The following is a 16405-nucleotide window of genomic DNA, read 5'->3' on the forward strand; positions in this document are numbered from 1 at the left end:
GTTCGAGCGGCCGTATCGCGGCTATGCGCAAGCCGCCGTGCTGACGCTGCCGCCGCGCAACAAGCCATGACCGGTTGGCTCGCGCTGTTTGCCGCGGGCCTGATGGAGATCGTCTGGGCGCTGGGGCTGAAGCATTCGGAAGGCTTCACCCGGTTCTGGCCCGGTCGTGACCTTGGCCGCGATCTTGGCCAGCTTCTGGCTGATGAGCATCGCGCTGAAATCGCTGCCGTTCGGCACCGCCTACGCGGTGTGGACCGGAATCGGCGCCGCCGGCAGCATTGTGGTCGGGATGACGCTGTACGGCGAGCCGGCGAGCGGCGTCCGTGTGCTGTGCCTGTCGATGATCGTGGCCGGCATGATCGGGCTGAAGCTCAGCACGCCGGCGTGAACAGCATACCGCCCGACCAAGGCGGCGATTGACAAAGCCCACCCGCTTCCATTTGATCGCGCCCGTTCAGGTGTGCCGGGAATCGTCCGGCACAGGGAAGCCGGTGCGGGCCCAAGCTTCTGGCCGCAAACCCAAATCCGGCGCTGCGCCCGCAACTGTGAGCGGCGAGCGATCCTTCAATCGGCCACTGGGCGGCACTTGCCCGGGAAGGCGAAGGATCGCGACGACCCGTGAGCCAGGAGACCGGCCTGAGCGCGTCATCTTCCACCGTGCGGCGCGCGCGGCTGGAGCGGTCCGCCGCACAGGTGACAGGATGCTGCTCACCGGCCGGAGACCGCCATGACCGAACTCGTTCTGCCCGCTTCTTCCGATGGATTCCGCTTCCGCCTGATCGCCGTGCTCGGCGGCCTGGTGCTCGCCAATATCGCCGCCTGGGCCTGGGCGCTGACTGCGTTCGCGGGCGAGCCGGTGCTGATCGGCACAGCGGTGCTGGCCTACAGTCTCGGCCTGCGCCATGCGCTGGACGCCGACCACATCGCGGCGATCGACAACGTCACCCGCAAGCTGATGCAGGAGGGCAAGCGGCCGGTCACGGTCGGGCTGTTCTTTGCCCTCGGCCATTCCACCGTGGTGCTGGTGGCGTCGCTGGCGATCGCGATCGCGGCCAATTCGCTGACCGAGCGGTTCTCCGGCTATCGCGAGATCGGCGGCGTGATCGGCACCTCGGCGTCGGCGCTGTTTCTGTTCGCGATCGCCATCGCCAATCTGTCGGTGCTGAGCGGCGTGTATCGCGCGTTCAAGAAGGCCAAGGCCGGCGAGATCGTGCACGACGACGACATCAACGAGCTGCTGCAGCAGCGCGGCTGGCTGGCGCGGCTGTTCCGGCCGCTGTTCCGCTTCGTCTCCAAGAGCTGGCAGCTATTTCCGATCGGGCTGCTGTTCGCGCTCGGCTTCGAGACCGCCAGCGAAATCAGCCTGTTCGGGCTCGCCGCCAATGCCTCCGGCAACATCTCGCATTGGTCGATCCTGGTGTTCCCGGCGCTGTTCGCCGCCGGCATGACCCTGGTCGACACCCTCGACGGCGTGCTGATGCTCGGCGCCTATGGCTGGGCGTATCGCAACCCGGTGCGCAAGCTGTACTACAACATGACCATCACGACGGTCTCGGTGCTGGTGGCGCTGCTGATCGGCGGTATCGAGACGCTCGGGCTACTCGCCGGGCGCCTCCATCTCGAAGGCGCGTTCTGGGAGTGGATCGAAGAGCTCAACTCCAATTTCGGCGCGCTCGGCTACGGCATCGTGGCGCTGTTCGTGGCGAGCTGGATCGTCTCCACCATCATCTACCGTCTCAACGGCTATCACCGGCTCGACCAGGCCGCCGCGGCCGTGCAGAAATGAGCGCGGTATGACCCGACGTTCCGGACCGAATTCGCGCGCGGCGGCCGTTACCGCTGCGCTCGCGGTGCTCGTGGCCCTGCTGGCGATCGGATCGCTCGCGGTGGGACCGGTCAAGCTGTCGCCGCTCACCGTGGTGCAGGCGCTGGCCGGGTTCGGCGGCGAGGTGCAGCAGATCATCGTGCAGGAGATCCGGTTGCCGCGCACCATCCTGGCGCTGGCGATCGGAGGCATACTGGGCCTGTCCGGCGCGGCGCTGCAGGGCCTGCTGCGCAATCCGCTGGCGTCGCCGTCGCTGTTCGGCGCGCCGCAATCGGCCGCGTTCGGCGCGGTGCTGATCATCGCGCTCGGGCTCGCCGACGTCCGCTCGTTCGCGCTGCCGGTGGCGGCGATTGCGATGGCGTTCGTCTCGGTGTTCGTGCTGCTCGCGGTGGCCGGCCGCAACGCCAGCCTGCTGCTGCTGATCCTCGCAGGTCTGGCGATCTCCGCGCTCGCCGGCGCCGCCACCGCGCTGGTGATGAACCTGTCGGCCAATCCGTTCGCCAGCCTCGAGATCGCGTTCTGGCTGCTCGGCTCGCTGGAAGACCGCAGCTTCCGTCACGTGATGCTGGCGTTGCCGTTCATCGTCGCCGGCGGCGTGCTGCTGTTCAGCCAGCGCGCCGCGTTCCGCGCCCTCAGCCTCGGCGAGGAGACCGCTCAGAGCCTCGGCATCGACGTCGGCCGCCTGCGGCTGATCGTAATCGCCGGCACCGCGCTCGGCGTCGGCGGCGCCGTCTCGGTGTCGGGCACGATCGGCTTTATCGGCCTGGTCGCGCCGCATCTGGTACGTCCCCTGATCGGCCACGATCCGGCCCGCGTACTGCTGCCGAGCGCGCTCGCCGGCGCGGCGCTGCTGCTCGCCGCCGACATCGCGGTGCGGCTGATCCCGGCGTCCTCCGACATCAAGGTCGGGGTGCTGACCTCGATCATCGGCGTGCCGTTCTTCCTGTATCTGATCGTGCGCGAACGCCGCGCGCTGGGTGGAGGCGTCGCATGAGTGCCGCCTTCCTCACCGCGCGCGACCTCGCCGTCTCGCTCTCCGGCCGCGACGTGCTGCGCGGTGTCTCGCTCGATCTGACCCGCGGCCATCTGGTGGCACTGGTCGGACCGAACGGCGCCGGCAAGACCACGCTGCTGCGCGCCCTCGCCGGCCTGATCGAGTCGCAGGGCGAGATCACCATCGGCGGCGATTCGCTGGCGAGCTTGGCGCTGCGCGAGCGCGCCAAGCGGTTCGGCTATCTGCCGCAGGGCCATCTGGTGCATTGGCCGCTGCCGGTGCGCGACGTTGTTGCGCTGGGGCGGTTTCCACACGGCGCCACAGATCCGGCCTGGCTGTCGCCGCTGGATGCGGAGGCGGTCGATCGGGCGATGGCGGTCACCGACGTCACCCAGTTCGCGGACCGCATCGTCACCGAACTGTCGGGCGGCGAACGCAGCCGGGTGGCGCTCGCCCGCGTGCTGGCGCTGGAGGCGCCGGTGGTCCTCGCCGACGAGCCGACCGCCTCGCTCGATCCGCGCTATCAGCTCGACGTGATGCAGACCTTGCGCACCACCGCCGATGCCGGCACGCTGGTGATCGTCGTCACCCACGATCTGGGGAGCGCCGCCCGGTTCGCCGACACCGTGCTGGTGATGGCGAGCGGCGCACTAGCGGCTCACGGAACGCCCAACGACGCGCTGTCGGACGAGATCATGCAGCAGGTGTTTCGCGTCAGCGCCTACCGGGCGCAGTATCAGGACAGCGGCGTGATCCTGCCGTGGTCCGGAACCTGACGGTGCCGCCACTACAGCGGTGCGGCGAGCGCCGCCGCGAGTCGATCGAGCCCAGCGGTATCGGCGGGCAGGCCGAACCTGAGCAGATCGTCCGCCCAGTCGAACCTCCTGCACCAGATCCTCTGCTTCGCCAAAACCTCATGCAACCGATGCGCCTCGGGATGACGCGCCAGCCGGAACAGCGGTGTGCCGCCGACGGTGTCGAGGCCGGCCCTGCGCAGCACCTCGTCAAGCCGCGCCGCCTGCTCGCGCAGTTCGTCGCGCGTCTCGATCGCCCAGGCCCGATCGCGCAGCGCCGCGGCGCCGATCCGCAGCGCCGGCCCGGAACAGCTCCACGGCCCGAGCGCCAATGCGATCCGCCGCGCCGTCGCCTCACCCGCGATCGCAAATCCGAGCCGCACGCCGGCAAGGCCGTAGAATTTGCCGAACGAGCGCAACACCACGATCGGCAGCTCGGGCGTGAGCGCTGCCGCAGTCAACGACGGATCGACATCGGCGAAGGCTTCGTCGATCACCAGCCAACCGCCGCGCCGGCGCAGTTCCGCCGCGGCGCGGCGCAAGGTCTCTGGTTCGACGACGCGGCCATCGGGATTGTTCGGATTCACCACCACCGCGTGGCGGGCCTGCTCGGGAATCTCATCGAGCGACGCGATGCCGACCATCTCGCGCCCGGCGTTACGCCAGGCCAGCGCATGCTCCGCGTAAGTCGGTCCGACGATGGCGACACCGCCCGGCGCTGCGAGATACGGCAGCCATTGAATCAGTGCCTGCGTGCCGGCGGCAGCGACGATGCCGGACTGCTCCGGCACCTCGTAGGCTTGGCGCGCGGCATCGTACAGCGCGGTCTCGTCGGCCTGCGACGGAAGACGCAGCCACGCATCCGCAGCGATCTCCGGAATCGGCCAGGGCCGCGGATTGATGCCGGTGGAAAGATCGAGCCAGTCGGCGGCGGCGGCGCCGCCATGCCGTGCCATCGCCGCTGTGAGATCGCCGCCGTGCTTCATCACCGTGTCTTGCCACCATCGCGACCAAAGCGCGAGAGGCTCGGCGGCTTTTTAGCCGGATTGATGATACTGTTAGTTGCGAGTGTCGCAAATGCTGCAAGCGCAGCCGCGGCACCCAAGGTGGTGTCGATCAACGCCTGCACCGATCAATTGCTGCTGACGCTCGCAGATCCCGATCAGATCCTCGGGTTGAGCCCCTATGCACGCGATGCCGATCGCTCGTTCCTCGCCGCCGCGGCGGCGCGTTTTCCGCAACTGTCGGGCGAGGCCGAAGAGGTGCTGATGCTGAAGCCTGACTTCGTGGTCGGCGGCCGATTCACCAAACGCGCGACGCGCGAGCTGTTGAAGCAGATGGGCCAGCGCATCGTCGAGTTCGATTCGGTGAAGACGATCGACGAGTCCAAAGCGCAGATCCGGCAGATGGCCGATCTTCTGGACCATCCTGAGCGGGCCGAGGCATCGATCACCCGCATCGACGCTGCGGTGACGCGCGCCAAGCAAGCCGCGTCTCGGACGCGGCTCACCGTGCTGCCGCTGGCGCGGCGCGGCTGGGTGTCGGGCCGTGACAGCCTGGTCAGCACGCTGCTCGACACTGTCGGACTGCGCAACGCTGCGAGCGGCCTCGGCCTGCAGCGCGGCGGCTTCGCCTCGCTCGAGGCCGTGGTGGCGCTACGGCCGGACTTTCTGCTGATCTCGGAAGACAGCGATTTCGCCGAGGACGAAGGCCGCGCCTTTGTGCTGCACCCGGCGCTGCAACGCTTCTATCCGCCCTCGAAGCGCATTACGGTGCCGGAACGGCTGACGGTGTGCGGCGGGCCGATGCTCGCCGACGCACTCGATCGGCTGACCGAGGAACTGATCCGCGTGGAGCGTTGACATGTTGTTGGATTCCCACGCGCTGCTGATCGTCGTGGTCGCACTCGTACTGGACGCGCTGATCGGCGATCCCGATTGGCTGTGGAAGCGGCTGGCGCATCCGGTGGTGCTGATCGGCACGCTGATCGGCTGGCTCGATCGGACGCTCAATCGCGACGACTGGTCGGAGCGGACCAAGAAGATCGCCGGCATCGTCGCGGTGCTGTTCCTGATCGCGGTCGCAGGACTGGTCGGGATGTTGCTCGAAGCGCCGCTGCAGCAACTGCCCGGCGGCTGGGTGATCGCGGCCATGCTGGCCGCGACGCTGATCGCACAGCGCAGCCTGTACGACCACGTCGCACGCGTGCGCGACGCCTTCGCGTCCGGCGGCCTGAAGGAAGCACGCGAAAAAGTATCGCTGATCGTCGGCCGCGATCCGCAGACGCTGGATGAAGCCGGAGTCTGCCGCGCCGCGATCGAATCCAGCGCCGAGAATTTCTCCGACGGCGTGGTCGCGCCGGTGTTCTGGCTGGCGCTGCTCGGGCTGCCGGGCCTGCTGATCTACAAGACGATCAATACGGCCGATTCGATGATCGGCCATTTGACGCCGCTGCACCGTTCGTTCGGCTGGGCCGCAGCGCGACTCGACGACGTGCTGAATCTGATTCCGGCACGGCTGTCGGGTCTGCTGATCGCGCTGGTCGCACCGATCGTCCGCGGCTCGGTCAGGCAAGCGATCACGGTGATGCGGCACGACGCCGGCAAGCATCGTTCGCCCAATGCCGGCTGGCCGGAATCGGCGATGGCTGCGGCGATCGGCGTCGCGCTCGCCGGCCCACGCAGCTACGGCGGCAAGATCACCGACGATCCTTATCTCAACGCTGAAGCGCGCAGCGAGGCGACGCCGGCCGATATCGGCCGCGCACTGCGGGTGATGATCGCAGCTTGCGCGCTGCAGGCGGCGATCTACGCGGCGCTGGCATTCGTGCTCTGACGGCTGCGCGCGATTGCAATCATCCGCTCGACGTCGAGATGCGCTTCGAGATGATCGGCCAGCGCATCGAGAGCGGCTTCGATCTGGGATTCGTAAGCGAGCTGCGAGGCGATGCCGAGACCGGCGAGCCAGGCGCGGCGGAAGTCGTCGTTGGTAAACAGGCCGTGCAAATAAGTGCCCTGCACCCGGCCGTCGCGCGAGATCGCGCCATCCGGCCGGCCGCCGATCGTCACCACCGGCCGCGCGCAGTCCGGTCCCTCGGTGCGGCCGAGATGAATCTCGTAGCCATCGACCGGCGCGCCGGTCGCAACATGAGCGCCGCGGACAAGCGTGGTCGACTTGTCGCCCCGCATGATCGTGACGGTGTCGAGCAGGCCGAGCCCTTCGACCGTGCCGGGCGCGCCATCGACGCCGTCGGGATCCGCGATGCTGCGCCCGAGCATCTGATAGCCGCCGCACAGCCCGAGCAGATGACCGCCGCGGCGGACATGCGCGGCGATATCGATATCCCAGCCCTGTGCACGCAGAAACGCGAGATCACCGATCGTCGACTTGCTGCCGGGAATGATCACCACGTCGGCCTCAGCCGGGATCGGCGTGCCCGGCGGCACGAACACCAGCTTGACGCCCGGCTCCATGCCGAGCGGATCGAGGTCGTCGAAATTGGCGATCCGCGCCAGCATCGGCACGGCGATGATGCGCTGTGCGGTCGATGCCTGCGCCCGATCGAGATCGACCGCGTCCTCGGCAGGTAGCAAGGCGGCGGACGGCAGCCACGGCACCACGCCGAGCGACGGCCAGCCGGTCAGCTCGGTAATCGCCGTCAGCCCATGATCGAACAGCCGCACGTCGCCGCGGAATTTGTTGATCAGATAGCCCTTCACCAGCGCCCGCTCGGCCTCGTCGAGGACGAGATGCGTACCGGCGAGGCTCGCGATCACACCGCCACGCTCGATGTCGCCGGCGATCACCACCGGTACGTTCGCCGCTTGCGCAAACCCCATATTGGCGATGTCGCCGGCGCGGAGGTTGATTTCGGCCGGCGAGCCGGCGCCTTCGACCAGCACGATGTCGGCCTCGCGTGCGAGCTTCGCGAAGCTGTCGAGCACGTGCGGCAGCAGTGCCGCCTTCTTGTCGAGGAAGTGCTGGGCGCCGAGTCGGCCGAAGCGCTTGCCTTGCACGATCACCTGCGCGCCGGTGTCGGTCTCCGGCTTCAACAGCACCGGGTTCATGTGCACGGTCGGCGGCAGCTTTGCGGCCCGCGCCTGCACTGCCTGCGCCCGGCCGATCTCGCCGCCGTCGACCGTCACTGCGGCGTTGTTCGACATGTTCTGCGGCTTGAACGGCGCGACCTTAAGCCCCCGCCGCACCAGCGCCCGGCACAACCCAGCCACCAGCGTCGACTTGCCGGCATTGGAGCAGGTGCCCTGGATCATGAGGGCGGGGGTCACAGTCATCGCGCCTTGCTCACCACTTGGCCGTCATTCCGGGGCGCGCCGACAGGCGCGAACCCGGAATCCCGAGGTGTTTTAAAATGTCGAGATTCCGGGTTCGCCGCTGCGCGGCGCCCCGGAATGACAAAAATAAAGGCAGGCATCAAAACTCCACGCCCTTCTGCGCCTTTACGCCGGAACGGAACGGGTGCTTCACCAGAGTCATGTCGGTCACCAGGTCGGCAATTTCGATCAGCGCGGGGTGAGCGTTGCGGCCGGTGATTACCACGTGCTTGTCGGCCGGCTTCTCGTCGAGCAGCACCGCGACGATCTCTTCGATCGGCAGATAGTCGTAGCGCAGCACGATGTTGAGTTCGTCGAGCAGCACCATGCGATGGCGGTCGTCGCGGATCAACTCCCTGGCGCGGTCCCAGCCGGCGCGCGCCGCGGCGATATCGCGTTCGCGGTCCTGGGTCTCCCAGGTGAATCCCTCGCCCATGATGTGCAATGTCGCCAGCTCGGGAAATTTCGCCAGCAGCTTGGCCTCGCCGGTGTTCCATTTCTCGGACTTGGTGAAGTGCACCACGCCGACCGGCATGTCGTGGCCGATGTGACGGAACACCATGCCGAGCGCCGCCGAGGTCTTACCCTTGCCGGTGCCGGTGTGAACGATGATCAGCCCCTTGCTATCTGTCATGCCTGACAGCTTCTTGTCGTGCGCGGCCTTCCGCTTCTTCGCCTTCTCGGCGTGGCGGGCGTTTTCGTCGCGGTCGGGCAACGGATCGGTCATGCAGCTTCCTTCGGAGTGAGAAATTCGGCGAGCAGATCGGCGGCGCGGTTGGAGCGCGGCGTCCACAGCCCGCGCCGGATCGCTTCGTCGAACCGCGCCACGATATCGCGCAGCGCCGCCGGATTGGCGTCCTGCAGAAACTGGCGCACAGCGTCGTCTTCGAGATAAGCGGCGAACAGCAGGTCGAAATGACGGTTGCCGACGGCGTCGGTCGAGGCCGCGAAGCCGAACAGATAGTCCACCGTGGCGGCAATCTCGGAGGCGCCCTTGTAGCCGTGGCGCATCACGCCCTGAACCCACTTCGGATTGGCGGCGCGGCCCCGCACCACGCGAGAGATTTCGTGCGCCAGCGTCCGCGGCAACGGCGCCTCGGGCCGCGAGGTGTCGACATGGGCGATCCGCGGCGCCTGTCCGCGCAGGTTTTCGACCGTCGCGGACAGGCCGCCGATGAACTGGTAGTAATCGTCGGAATCGAGAATGTCGTGCTCGCGATTGTCCTGCGCCTGCGCCACCAGATCGATCTGCGTCAGCCGCGCCGCGAATTCGTCACGCGCCTCGGCCCCCTCCTGCCCCGCCCCATAGGCGTAGCCGCCCCAGGCGAGGTAAGCGCCGGCGAGATCATCGCGGCTGTCCCAGCCGCCGTCGTCGATCATCGCCTGCAGCCCGGCTCCGTAAGTGCCGGGCCGCCCGCCGAACACCCGCGCGCCGGCTTGTCTTTTCGCCAGATCGGGATCGACGCCGCTCTGAACTAATTGTTCGCTGCGGAGGCGGACCTGGGCGGCGATCGGATTGGCGTCATCCGGTTCGTCGAGCGCCGCCACTGCCGCGACCGCGCTGGCGATCAGATCCATCTGCACCGGGAAGGCGTCGCGGAACAGCCCGGAGACGCGGAAGGTGACGTCGACGCGTGGCCGTCGCAGCTCCGACAGCGGCACGATCGCAAAACCGGTGACACGGCCGGTGGCGTCCTCCCAAGTCGGCCGCGCACCGATCAGCGCCAGCGCCTGCGCCACGTCGTCGCCGCCGGTGCGCATATTGGCGGTGCCCCACGCCGACAGCGCAATCGAGCGCGGCCATTCGCCGGCCTCCTGCCAATAGGATTCGATCAGCCGCTCGGCGGCGAGCTGGCCGATCCGCCACGCCGACGGCGTCGGCACCGCGCGGACATCGACTGCGAAGAAATTACGCCCCGTCGGCAGCACGTCGGGACGGCCGCGGGTCGGCGCGCCGGACGGCCCCGGCCGAATGAAGCGGCCATCAAGCCCGCGCAGCAAAGCATCGCGCTCGGCATCGCCGCAAGCCTCGATCGCCGGCCGCAGCGACGTCGCGATCCAGTCCAGCACGGGCCGCGCTTGTGACCATTGGAGCGGCGGCGCTTCGCTCGCCACCAGCCGTAGCGCGAGTGCTTCGACGCGCTCGACCGTATCGCCGTTGGTCCGCCACGGCCGATCGCTCAGTGCCGCCAGAGCTGCCGGGCGCGGACCGGCATAGGGCGTCACGAGATCACGGGTCAGCGGATCGAACGCGGCACCGTTCGCATCCGTCAAGCCGAGATCGCTTGCCAACGCGCGATGCAGCGAGGCGTCCTGCGGCTTCAGCTCGGAGCGCGGCAGACGCGCGATCGACACCAGCAACTCGTCGCGCTGCGAAGCTTGCGGCGTGCGGCCGAACACGTGCAGCCCGTCACGGATCTGCATCTCCTTCAGATCGCACAGATGCGCGTCGATCGCCCGCAGCGCGTCCAGCGTCGCAGTATCGCGGTCGATCGCGACGTCCTCATCAAGGCGCGTCGCCCGGGCCAGCGAAATGATGTCCTCGGCGATGGCGTCGGCGCGATTGGGATCGAGATCGGCCGCCATCGCATATTCGTCGACCAGCGCTTCCAGCCGCGCCATCTCGTCGTGCAGTTCGGCGCGGGTCATCGGCGGCGTCAGGTGATCGACGATCACCGCGGCGGTGCGCCGCTTGGCCTGGATGCCCTCGCCGGGATCGTTGACGATGAACGGATAGAGATGCGGCAGCGGACCGAGCAGCGCGGCCGGAAAACAATCGCGCGACAGCCCGGCGCTCTTGCCCGGCAGCCATTCGAGATTGCCGTGCTTGCCGAGATGGATCACCGCATCGGCGCCGAACACCTGCCGCAGCCACAGATAGAACGCCACGTAGTGGTGCGGCGGCGGCAGTTCCGGATCATGGAAGCTCGATTTCGGATCGATCGCGTAGCCGCGGGCCGGCTGCACGCCGACCAGGATGTTGCCGAAACGATGCAGGCCGAGGCGAAAAACGCCATCGGCGACATGCGGATCGTGCTCCGGCGCACCCCACCGCGTAGTCATCGCCTCGCGCACCGCCTGCGGCAGCTCGGCGAACGCCGCCGCATAGTCCGCCACCGACCAGTTCACGCCTCCGACACGCGTGGCACGGTCGTCCAGCTCGTTGGTCGGGCCGCTCTGCAACCGCTCCATCAGCGCTGCGGTGTCGGACGGCAATTCGCCGGCGGCGTAGCCTTCGGACCGCAGCGTCACCAACAGATCCTGCAGCGATTGCGGCGTATCGAGGCCGACACCATTGCCGAGCCGGCCGTCGCGATTCGGATAGTTGGCCAGAATGATCGCGACACGGCGCTGATCACGTTTCAAATGCCGCAGCCGCACCCAGGCCTGCGCCAGGTCCGCCACCGCGTCGATCCGGTCCCGCAGCGGCTGATACACGGTGGGAGCGAATTCGGCGTCGCCGCCGCGCTGCTTGAACGCCACGGCGCCGGCGAAGACACGGCCGTCGACCTCGGGCAGCACGACATGCATGGCGAGGTCGCGCGGATTGAGACCGCGGCCGGATTGCTCCCAATGCTCGCGCGTCACCCCGGCCTGCGCCACCTGCAGGATCGGGCAGTCCGCCGACGCCAGTACCCCGGAGTCGTCCGTGGCGGTGGCGGTCGCAAACGCGGTGGCGTTGATGATGACGTCCGGCGGCGTCGCGGTCAGCACGCTGCGCAGGAATGCGATCGAGCGCGCATCCTTCAAGCTGGTCACGAAGATGCAGGTTGGATCGAAGTCACGCGCGGCGAGAGCGTCACGCAGCGCCGCAATCGCCGCGGTATCGCCGCTCGCCGCCAGGGCACGATAGAAGATCACCAGCGCGCGGCGGCGCTGCGATGGGGGCGGCTCGGCCGGCCAGAAACCAGCGGCCGGCATCGGCCGCGGCGGCGGCGGGCAGTCGTCACGCAGGATCATCCAGGCGGCGTAGCGCAGCGCCAGGCGAATATTGTCGGCACCACCCTCACTGCAATAGCGCCACAGCGCGTGAGCGTCGTCGAGATCGGCGGTGCTGCGCGCAGCCAGCTCCGCGTTCCACTCCATCTCACCCGGAATGCAGACGAACTGTGCGCCACGCGCCAGCGCATCGCGCCGCAGGCTGTCGACGCCGTGCGGCCAATAGGCCTCGCCGCCAAGCATCCGCAGGATGACCAGCTTGGCCTTCGCCAGCGTGCGCTCGACATAGAGATCAACCGACGCCGGATGGCCGAGCGCCAGGAAATTGGTGAGCTGGAGGGTCGGATAGTCGTCCGGCATCGCGTCGCGCGCCGCGCCGAACGCTGCCAGATCGCTGTCGGCCGCCGACAGCACCACGATATCGGCCGTCGCCTGACCAAGATCGCGCGCAACGTCGCCGTCGTCGATGCTGACGCTGGTGTCGAGCTTCAGGTGCATACGAGGGGCCTTGGTGGCACGAGCACCGCGCTCTCCCCGTCATTGCGAGGAGCGAAGCGACGAAGCAATCCAGCTCCCGGTCCGGAGCTCCTGGATTGCTTCGCTTCGCTCGCAATGACGGAAGACGACATGAACTACCCCGCCAGCGCGCGGCGGGCGGCGTCGGCATCGAAGCCTTTGAGGCCGATCACCACCAGATGGTCCGGGCGCTCGGCGTCGGGACGGGCGAAAGCGAGATCGATCCGCGAGCCGACCGCCTGCACCACGACCGGGGCCGGCTTGCCGGCGACACGGGCATGGCCCTTGACGCGCAGCACGCCGTCGAGCCCGAGCGCATCGCCGACCCGCGCCTTCATGGCGTCCAGCGTCTCCGCCGGCTGCGGGGTGATCACCAGCGAGTCGAAATCATCGTGATCGTGTTCCTCGCCTTCGGCGTGATGGCCAGTGCGGGATGCAAGATCATTCTCGGCTTCGGCATCGAGCCCGATCAGCACCGACGGCGCCAGCGTGCCATGCGACCGCACGATGCGGACGTTCGGCCGTACCCGGCTCGCCAGCTTGGCCTCGAGCGCGGCAAGCTGATCGGGCGCCACCAAATCGCTCTTCGACAGCACCACCAGATCGGCGCAGGCGAGCTGATCCTCGAACACTTCCTCGATCGGATCGTCATGCGTGGCGTCGCGCTGCGCCTTCACGGCGTCGTCGTCGAGCGGCACGCGCCCTTCGCTCAGCGCCAGCGCGTCGACCACCGTGACGACGCCGTCGGCGGTGGCGCGGGTCTTCACTGCCGGCCAGGCGAACGCCTTGAGGAGAGGCTGCGGCAGCGCCAGGCCGGAGGTCTCGATCACGATCGCGTCGAGCGGCGTGTCTCGGTTCAGCAGCTTCTCCATGGTCGGGATGAAATCATCGGCCACGGTGCAGCAGATGCAGCCGTTGGTCAGCTCGACGATGTCGCCCGGTGCGCACACCGACGCGCCGCAATCCTCGACCAGCGAGCCGTCGAAACCGGCATCGCCGAATTCATTGACGATCACCGCGATGCGGCGGCCGCTCGACTGATTGAGCAGCGCGCGCAGCAGCGTAGTCTTGCCGGCGCCAAGAAAACCGGTGAGCACCGTGACGGGAACGCGGTCGGTCATGAACTACTCTCCTGTTTGGCGTTTCAGCCACAGCGGCAGGCCGGCGGCGATGAAGGCGACGTCGGGCACGGCTGCGGCGACGGTCTGGTTGAGACGGCCCTGCGCGTCGCGGAAGGCGCGGCCGAGCGGCGTCTCCGGCACCAGGCCGAGGCCGACTTCGTTGGAGACGAGCACGATCGGACCGGCGGCGACGCCGAGATAGCGCGCCAGCCGCCTCGCCTCGACCTCGGGATCGCGACCGGCTTCCATCAGATTGAACAGCCACAGCGTCAGGCAATCGACCAGCACCGCGCGGCCACGGCCGGCATGCTGGGTCAGCGCATCGACCAGCCCAAGCGGCTCCTCGATCGTGGTCCAGCCATCGCCGCGGCGGGCGCGGTGATGCGCGATCCGGTCGGACATTTCGTCGTCGCTGGCGGTCGCGGTGGCCAGATAAATCTTAGCGTGGCCGCTGCTGGTGACCAGCCGTTCGCCGAACACCGATTTGCCGGAACGCGCGCCGCCGAGCACCAGGGTGGAGATCAGCGCGCTCATGCCGGCGCCCGCCCATCGTCGGGCGACCATTGCGGCGGCGGCAGGCGGACGAGCGTGCTCTTGCGCAGGAGTTCCGGACGCTGCCGCCATGGCACCAGGCCGTAGTGACTATCCTGATAGGAGGCCACGAACGTCGCCACCGCGTCGGCGCCGCTGGCACCGTCGAGATCGCCGAACACGAAGGTGTAGCCGCCCGCACTCGACACCGCGACAGTCGCGGCGCGCTTGCACGCGGACAGACACTGCACGGCGCGCACCTGCACCGAACCGGCGTCCGCCAGCGCGGCGCGGACCGCCTCCAGCATCGGAGCGCCGACGGCGACGCCGTCGATCGTCTTGCAGGTGGTGCAGACGCTGACCATCACCGGCGCGCCAGGCAGCACGCGCGGCGGATCGGCGCTCACATCGGCATGGGGCTCGGAATCCATCGGGCTCGAATCATCGCGTCAGCTATCGAGCTTTGTCGGAACGCGCGGGAGAGGCCTTTGCCGTCCGCACTGCTTCCGTCCGGTGCACCCCGCCCCGACGACGCCTTCAAAGCACAATACGCGATGGCAGGTCTCCTGGCTCGCGAGTCGCCGCCATTCGCCGCCTTCCCAGGATTTCCCAGTGGCCTCGGCGATGGCTCGTCGCTTACAGTTGCGGGGGCAGCTCCGGGATCGAGACGCACCGCGTCTCCCACCGGCTTCCCTTTTCACCTTCCTTACGGAAGGACCATCGCGGCGCACGCTAGCTGCGACGCTGTTGCGGGTCAACAACGCGAAGGTGGTGTTGACCGGACTTGCGCGGTTACGTCAGTTGCGCGCCTTGCCGAACCAAAGGACCATCCGATGCCGACCGACACCCTCGTCACCTGGCAGCCGCCCTCGATCACCCCGGTCGACCCGACGCTGAAAGCAACCTTGCGGGCGCGGGTGGACGGCAAGGCCAAGCCGCTCGGCTCGCTCGGGCGGATCGAAGACCTCGCGATCGAGCTGGCTTTGATGCGACATCCGCAGCCGCCGCGCGCCGACAACGCGGTGCTGATGGTGTTCGCCGGCGACCACGGCCTGACCGAAGAAGGCGTGTCGCAATATCCGTCCGCCGTGACGGTGGCGATGGTGATGACCTATCTGGCCGGCAAGGCCACCGCCAATGCGTTCGCGGCGGCCAACCATGTCGATGTCCGGGTGATCGATGCCGGCGTCGCCGCCGAACTGCCGAAACATCCCGACCTGATCGACGCCAAGATCCGGATGGGAACAGCCAACGCGGCGCGTCAGCCGGCGATGAGCATCGCGGAGGCCTGCCAGGCGCTCGATCGCGGCGCCGAGCTGGCGCGTGCCGAGATCGCTGCGGGCGCGGACGTGATCGCGCTCGGCGAAATGGGGATCGGCAATACGGCTTCATCGTCGTTGCTGCTGCATCGGCTCGGTCCGGCCCCGCTCGACCAGAGCATCGGCATCGGCGCCGGCCAGGACGCCGACGGGATGGTCAAGAAGAAGGCGGCGATCGAAAAGGCGGCGATGCGCAGCACCGCCACCGCACCGCTCGAAGTGCTGGCCGAATTCGGCGGGCTGGAGATCGCCATGATGGCCGGCGCGGTGCTGGGCGCCGCCGCGCAGCGCCGTCCGGTGATCGTCGACGGCTTCATCGCCACCGCCGCGGCGCTGGTCGCGGTGCGGCTGGCGCCGGAAGCCCGCGACTATTGCGTATTCGCCCACCGCTCCGCCGAGCGCGGCCACGATCTCGCGCTGCAGGCGATGGATGCCGCGCCGCTGCTCGATCTGCGGCTGCGGCTCGGCGAAGGCACCGGGGCGATCCTTGCGGTGCCGCTGCTGCGCGCCGCTTCGCGGCTGCTCACCGACGTCGCCGATCTCTCCGACGTGCTCGCAGGCAAACTATGAGCTCGACGCTGAACAGACTGGTGGCGATGACCGATCCGGCCGAGATCGCCGCCGCCAACGCCAATCCGCCGGTGTTCGATGAAGCGTTTCGCGACAAATTCGCCGAACTGATCGCGTGGCGCCGCGACGTCCGCCGCTTCAAGACCGATTCCGTGGCGCCGGAGCTGATCGAACAACTGCTCGATCTGGCCCAGCTTGCCCCCTCGGTCGGCAACAGCCAGCCGTGGCGCTGGATCAGCGTCGACTCGGCCGAGACGCGGGCGCGGATCCGCGCCAACTTCCTGCGCTGCAACGAGGTGGCAGCGACCGCGTATCAGGGCGACCGTGCGGCGCTGTACGCTAAACTCAAACTCGAAGGCATCGACGTCGCGCCGCGGCAGTTCGCGCTGTTCTGCGATCGCGCGACCGCACAGGGCCTCGGCGTCGGCCGCCAGACCATGCCCGAAGCGCTGGATTATTCCGTTG

14 protein-coding genes, 1 pseudogene and 2 riboswitches are annotated in these 16405 nt (G+C 68.3%); of the genes and pseudogenes, 8 read left to right on the forward strand and 7 right to left on the reverse strand.

Annotated features, from left to right (window positions below):
• Positions 1–66: 66 nt before the first annotated feature.
• The 4 genes and pseudogenes from DU475_RS18540 (at position 67) to DU475_RS18555 (ending at position 3595) form a co-directional block, all read left to right on the forward strand.
• Positions 67–388, forward strand: a pseudogene (locus DU475_RS18540) (DMT family transporter).
• Positions 389–439: 51 nt separating this feature from the next.
• Positions 440–654, forward strand: a riboswitch (cobalamin riboswitch).
• Positions 655–727: 73 nt separating this feature from the next.
• On the forward strand, positions 728–1786 hold the full coding sequence (locus DU475_RS18545) for a HoxN/HupN/NixA family nickel/cobalt transporter (RefSeq protein WP_013500571.1): 1059 nt from the start codon (positions 728–730) through the stop codon (positions 1784–1786).
• Between the two features lie 7 nt (positions 1787–1793).
• Complete coding sequence (locus DU475_RS18550; RefSeq protein ID WP_013500570.1) at positions 1794–2819, forward strand: FecCD family ABC transporter permease; 1026 nt, start codon at positions 1794–1796, stop codon at positions 2817–2819.
• Entirely contained in the window at positions 2816–3595 is a 780-nt protein-coding gene (locus DU475_RS18555; protein WP_013500569.1) for an ABC transporter ATP-binding protein, read from the forward strand. The genes DU475_RS18550 and DU475_RS18555 overlap by 4 nt, the downstream gene beginning before the upstream one ends.
• Positions 3596–3606: 11 nt before the next feature.
• Here the strand turns inward: DU475_RS18555 and cobD are convergent, their stop codons facing one another.
• Positions 3607–4599 carry a threonine-phosphate decarboxylase CobD gene (gene cobD / locus DU475_RS18560; protein WP_013500568.1) on the reverse strand — a complete coding sequence of 331 codons (993 nt, stop codon included), beginning with the start codon at positions 4597–4599 and terminating at the stop codon, positions 3607–3609.
• 63 nt (positions 4600–4662) lie between these two features.
• Here cobD and DU475_RS18565 point away from each other — a divergent pair, with 63 nt between their 5' ends.
• The gene (locus DU475_RS18565) at positions 4663–5475 is read left to right on the forward strand and encodes an ABC transporter substrate-binding protein (RefSeq protein WP_164632964.1); all 813 of its coding nucleotides are present in this window, start codon (positions 4663–4665) and stop codon (positions 5473–5475) included.
• A 1-nt stretch (position 5476) separates the two neighbouring features.
• Positions 5477–6448: an adenosylcobinamide-phosphate synthase CbiB gene (gene cbiB, locus DU475_RS18570; RefSeq protein WP_164632965.1), complete on the forward strand. Its 972-nt coding sequence runs from the start codon at positions 5477–5479 to the stop codon at positions 6446–6448.
• Here cbiB and DU475_RS18575 read toward each other — a convergent pair.
• The 6 genes from DU475_RS18575 to DU475_RS18600 form a co-directional block, all read right to left on the reverse strand.
• Positions 6421–7905 (reverse strand): cobyric acid synthase, encoded by a 1485-nt coding sequence (locus DU475_RS18575; RefSeq protein WP_164632966.1) that lies wholly within the window; start codon positions 7903–7905, stop codon positions 6421–6423. The two genes, cbiB and DU475_RS18575, sit on opposite strands and share 28 nt — an antisense overlap.
• 139 nt (positions 7906–8044) lie before the next feature.
• Complete coding sequence (cobO, locus tag DU475_RS18580; protein ID WP_164632967.1) at positions 8045–8671, reverse strand: cob(I)yrinic acid a,c-diamide adenosyltransferase; 627 nt, start codon at positions 8669–8671, stop codon at positions 8045–8047.
• The gene (gene cobN / locus DU475_RS18585) at positions 8668–12381 is read right to left on the reverse strand and encodes a cobaltochelatase subunit CobN (protein WP_164632968.1); all 3714 of its coding nucleotides are present in this window, start codon (positions 12379–12381) and stop codon (positions 8668–8670) included. The genes cobO and cobN overlap by 4 nt, the downstream gene beginning before the upstream one ends.
• Before the next feature lie 134 nt (positions 12382–12515).
• Entirely contained in the window at positions 12516–13520 is a 1005-nt protein-coding gene (gene cobW / locus DU475_RS18590; RefSeq protein ID WP_164632969.1) for a cobalamin biosynthesis protein CobW, read from the reverse strand.
• Between the two features lie 3 nt (positions 13521–13523).
• Positions 13524–14054 carry a bifunctional adenosylcobinamide kinase/adenosylcobinamide-phosphate guanylyltransferase gene (gene cobU, locus DU475_RS18595; protein WP_047309924.1) on the reverse strand — a complete coding sequence of 177 codons (531 nt, stop codon included), beginning with the start codon at positions 14052–14054 and terminating at the stop codon, positions 13524–13526.
• A complete protein-coding gene (locus DU475_RS18600; protein ID WP_164632970.1) occupies positions 14051–14482 on the reverse strand; it encodes a DUF1636 domain-containing protein in 432 nt (143 codons plus the stop codon). The genes cobU and DU475_RS18600 overlap by 4 nt, the downstream gene beginning before the upstream one ends.
• A 108-nt stretch (positions 14483–14590) precedes the next feature.
• Positions 14591–14788: riboswitch (cobalamin riboswitch) on the reverse strand.
• A 96-nt stretch (positions 14789–14884) separates the two neighbouring features.
• Between DU475_RS18600 and cobT the strand changes: the two genes are divergently transcribed.
• Together cobT and DU475_RS18610 are read left to right on the forward strand one after the other, a co-directional pair.
• Positions 14885–15940, forward strand: a complete 1056-nt coding sequence (cobT, locus tag DU475_RS18605; protein ID WP_164632971.1) for a nicotinate-nucleotide--dimethylbenzimidazole phosphoribosyltransferase — start codon at positions 14885–14887, stop codon at positions 15938–15940.
• On the forward strand, positions 15937–16405 hold a 469-nt coding region (locus DU475_RS18610; protein WP_164632972.1), incomplete at its 3' end, for a nitroreductase family protein. The genes cobT and DU475_RS18610, both read left to right, overlap by 4 nt.

Origin of the sequence: Rhodopseudomonas sp. WA056, from assembly GCF_010906995.1 — a bacterium.
In the GTDB taxonomy this organism is placed as follows: Bacteria; Pseudomonadota; Alphaproteobacteria; order Rhizobiales; family Xanthobacteraceae; genus Rhodopseudomonas; species Rhodopseudomonas palustris_G.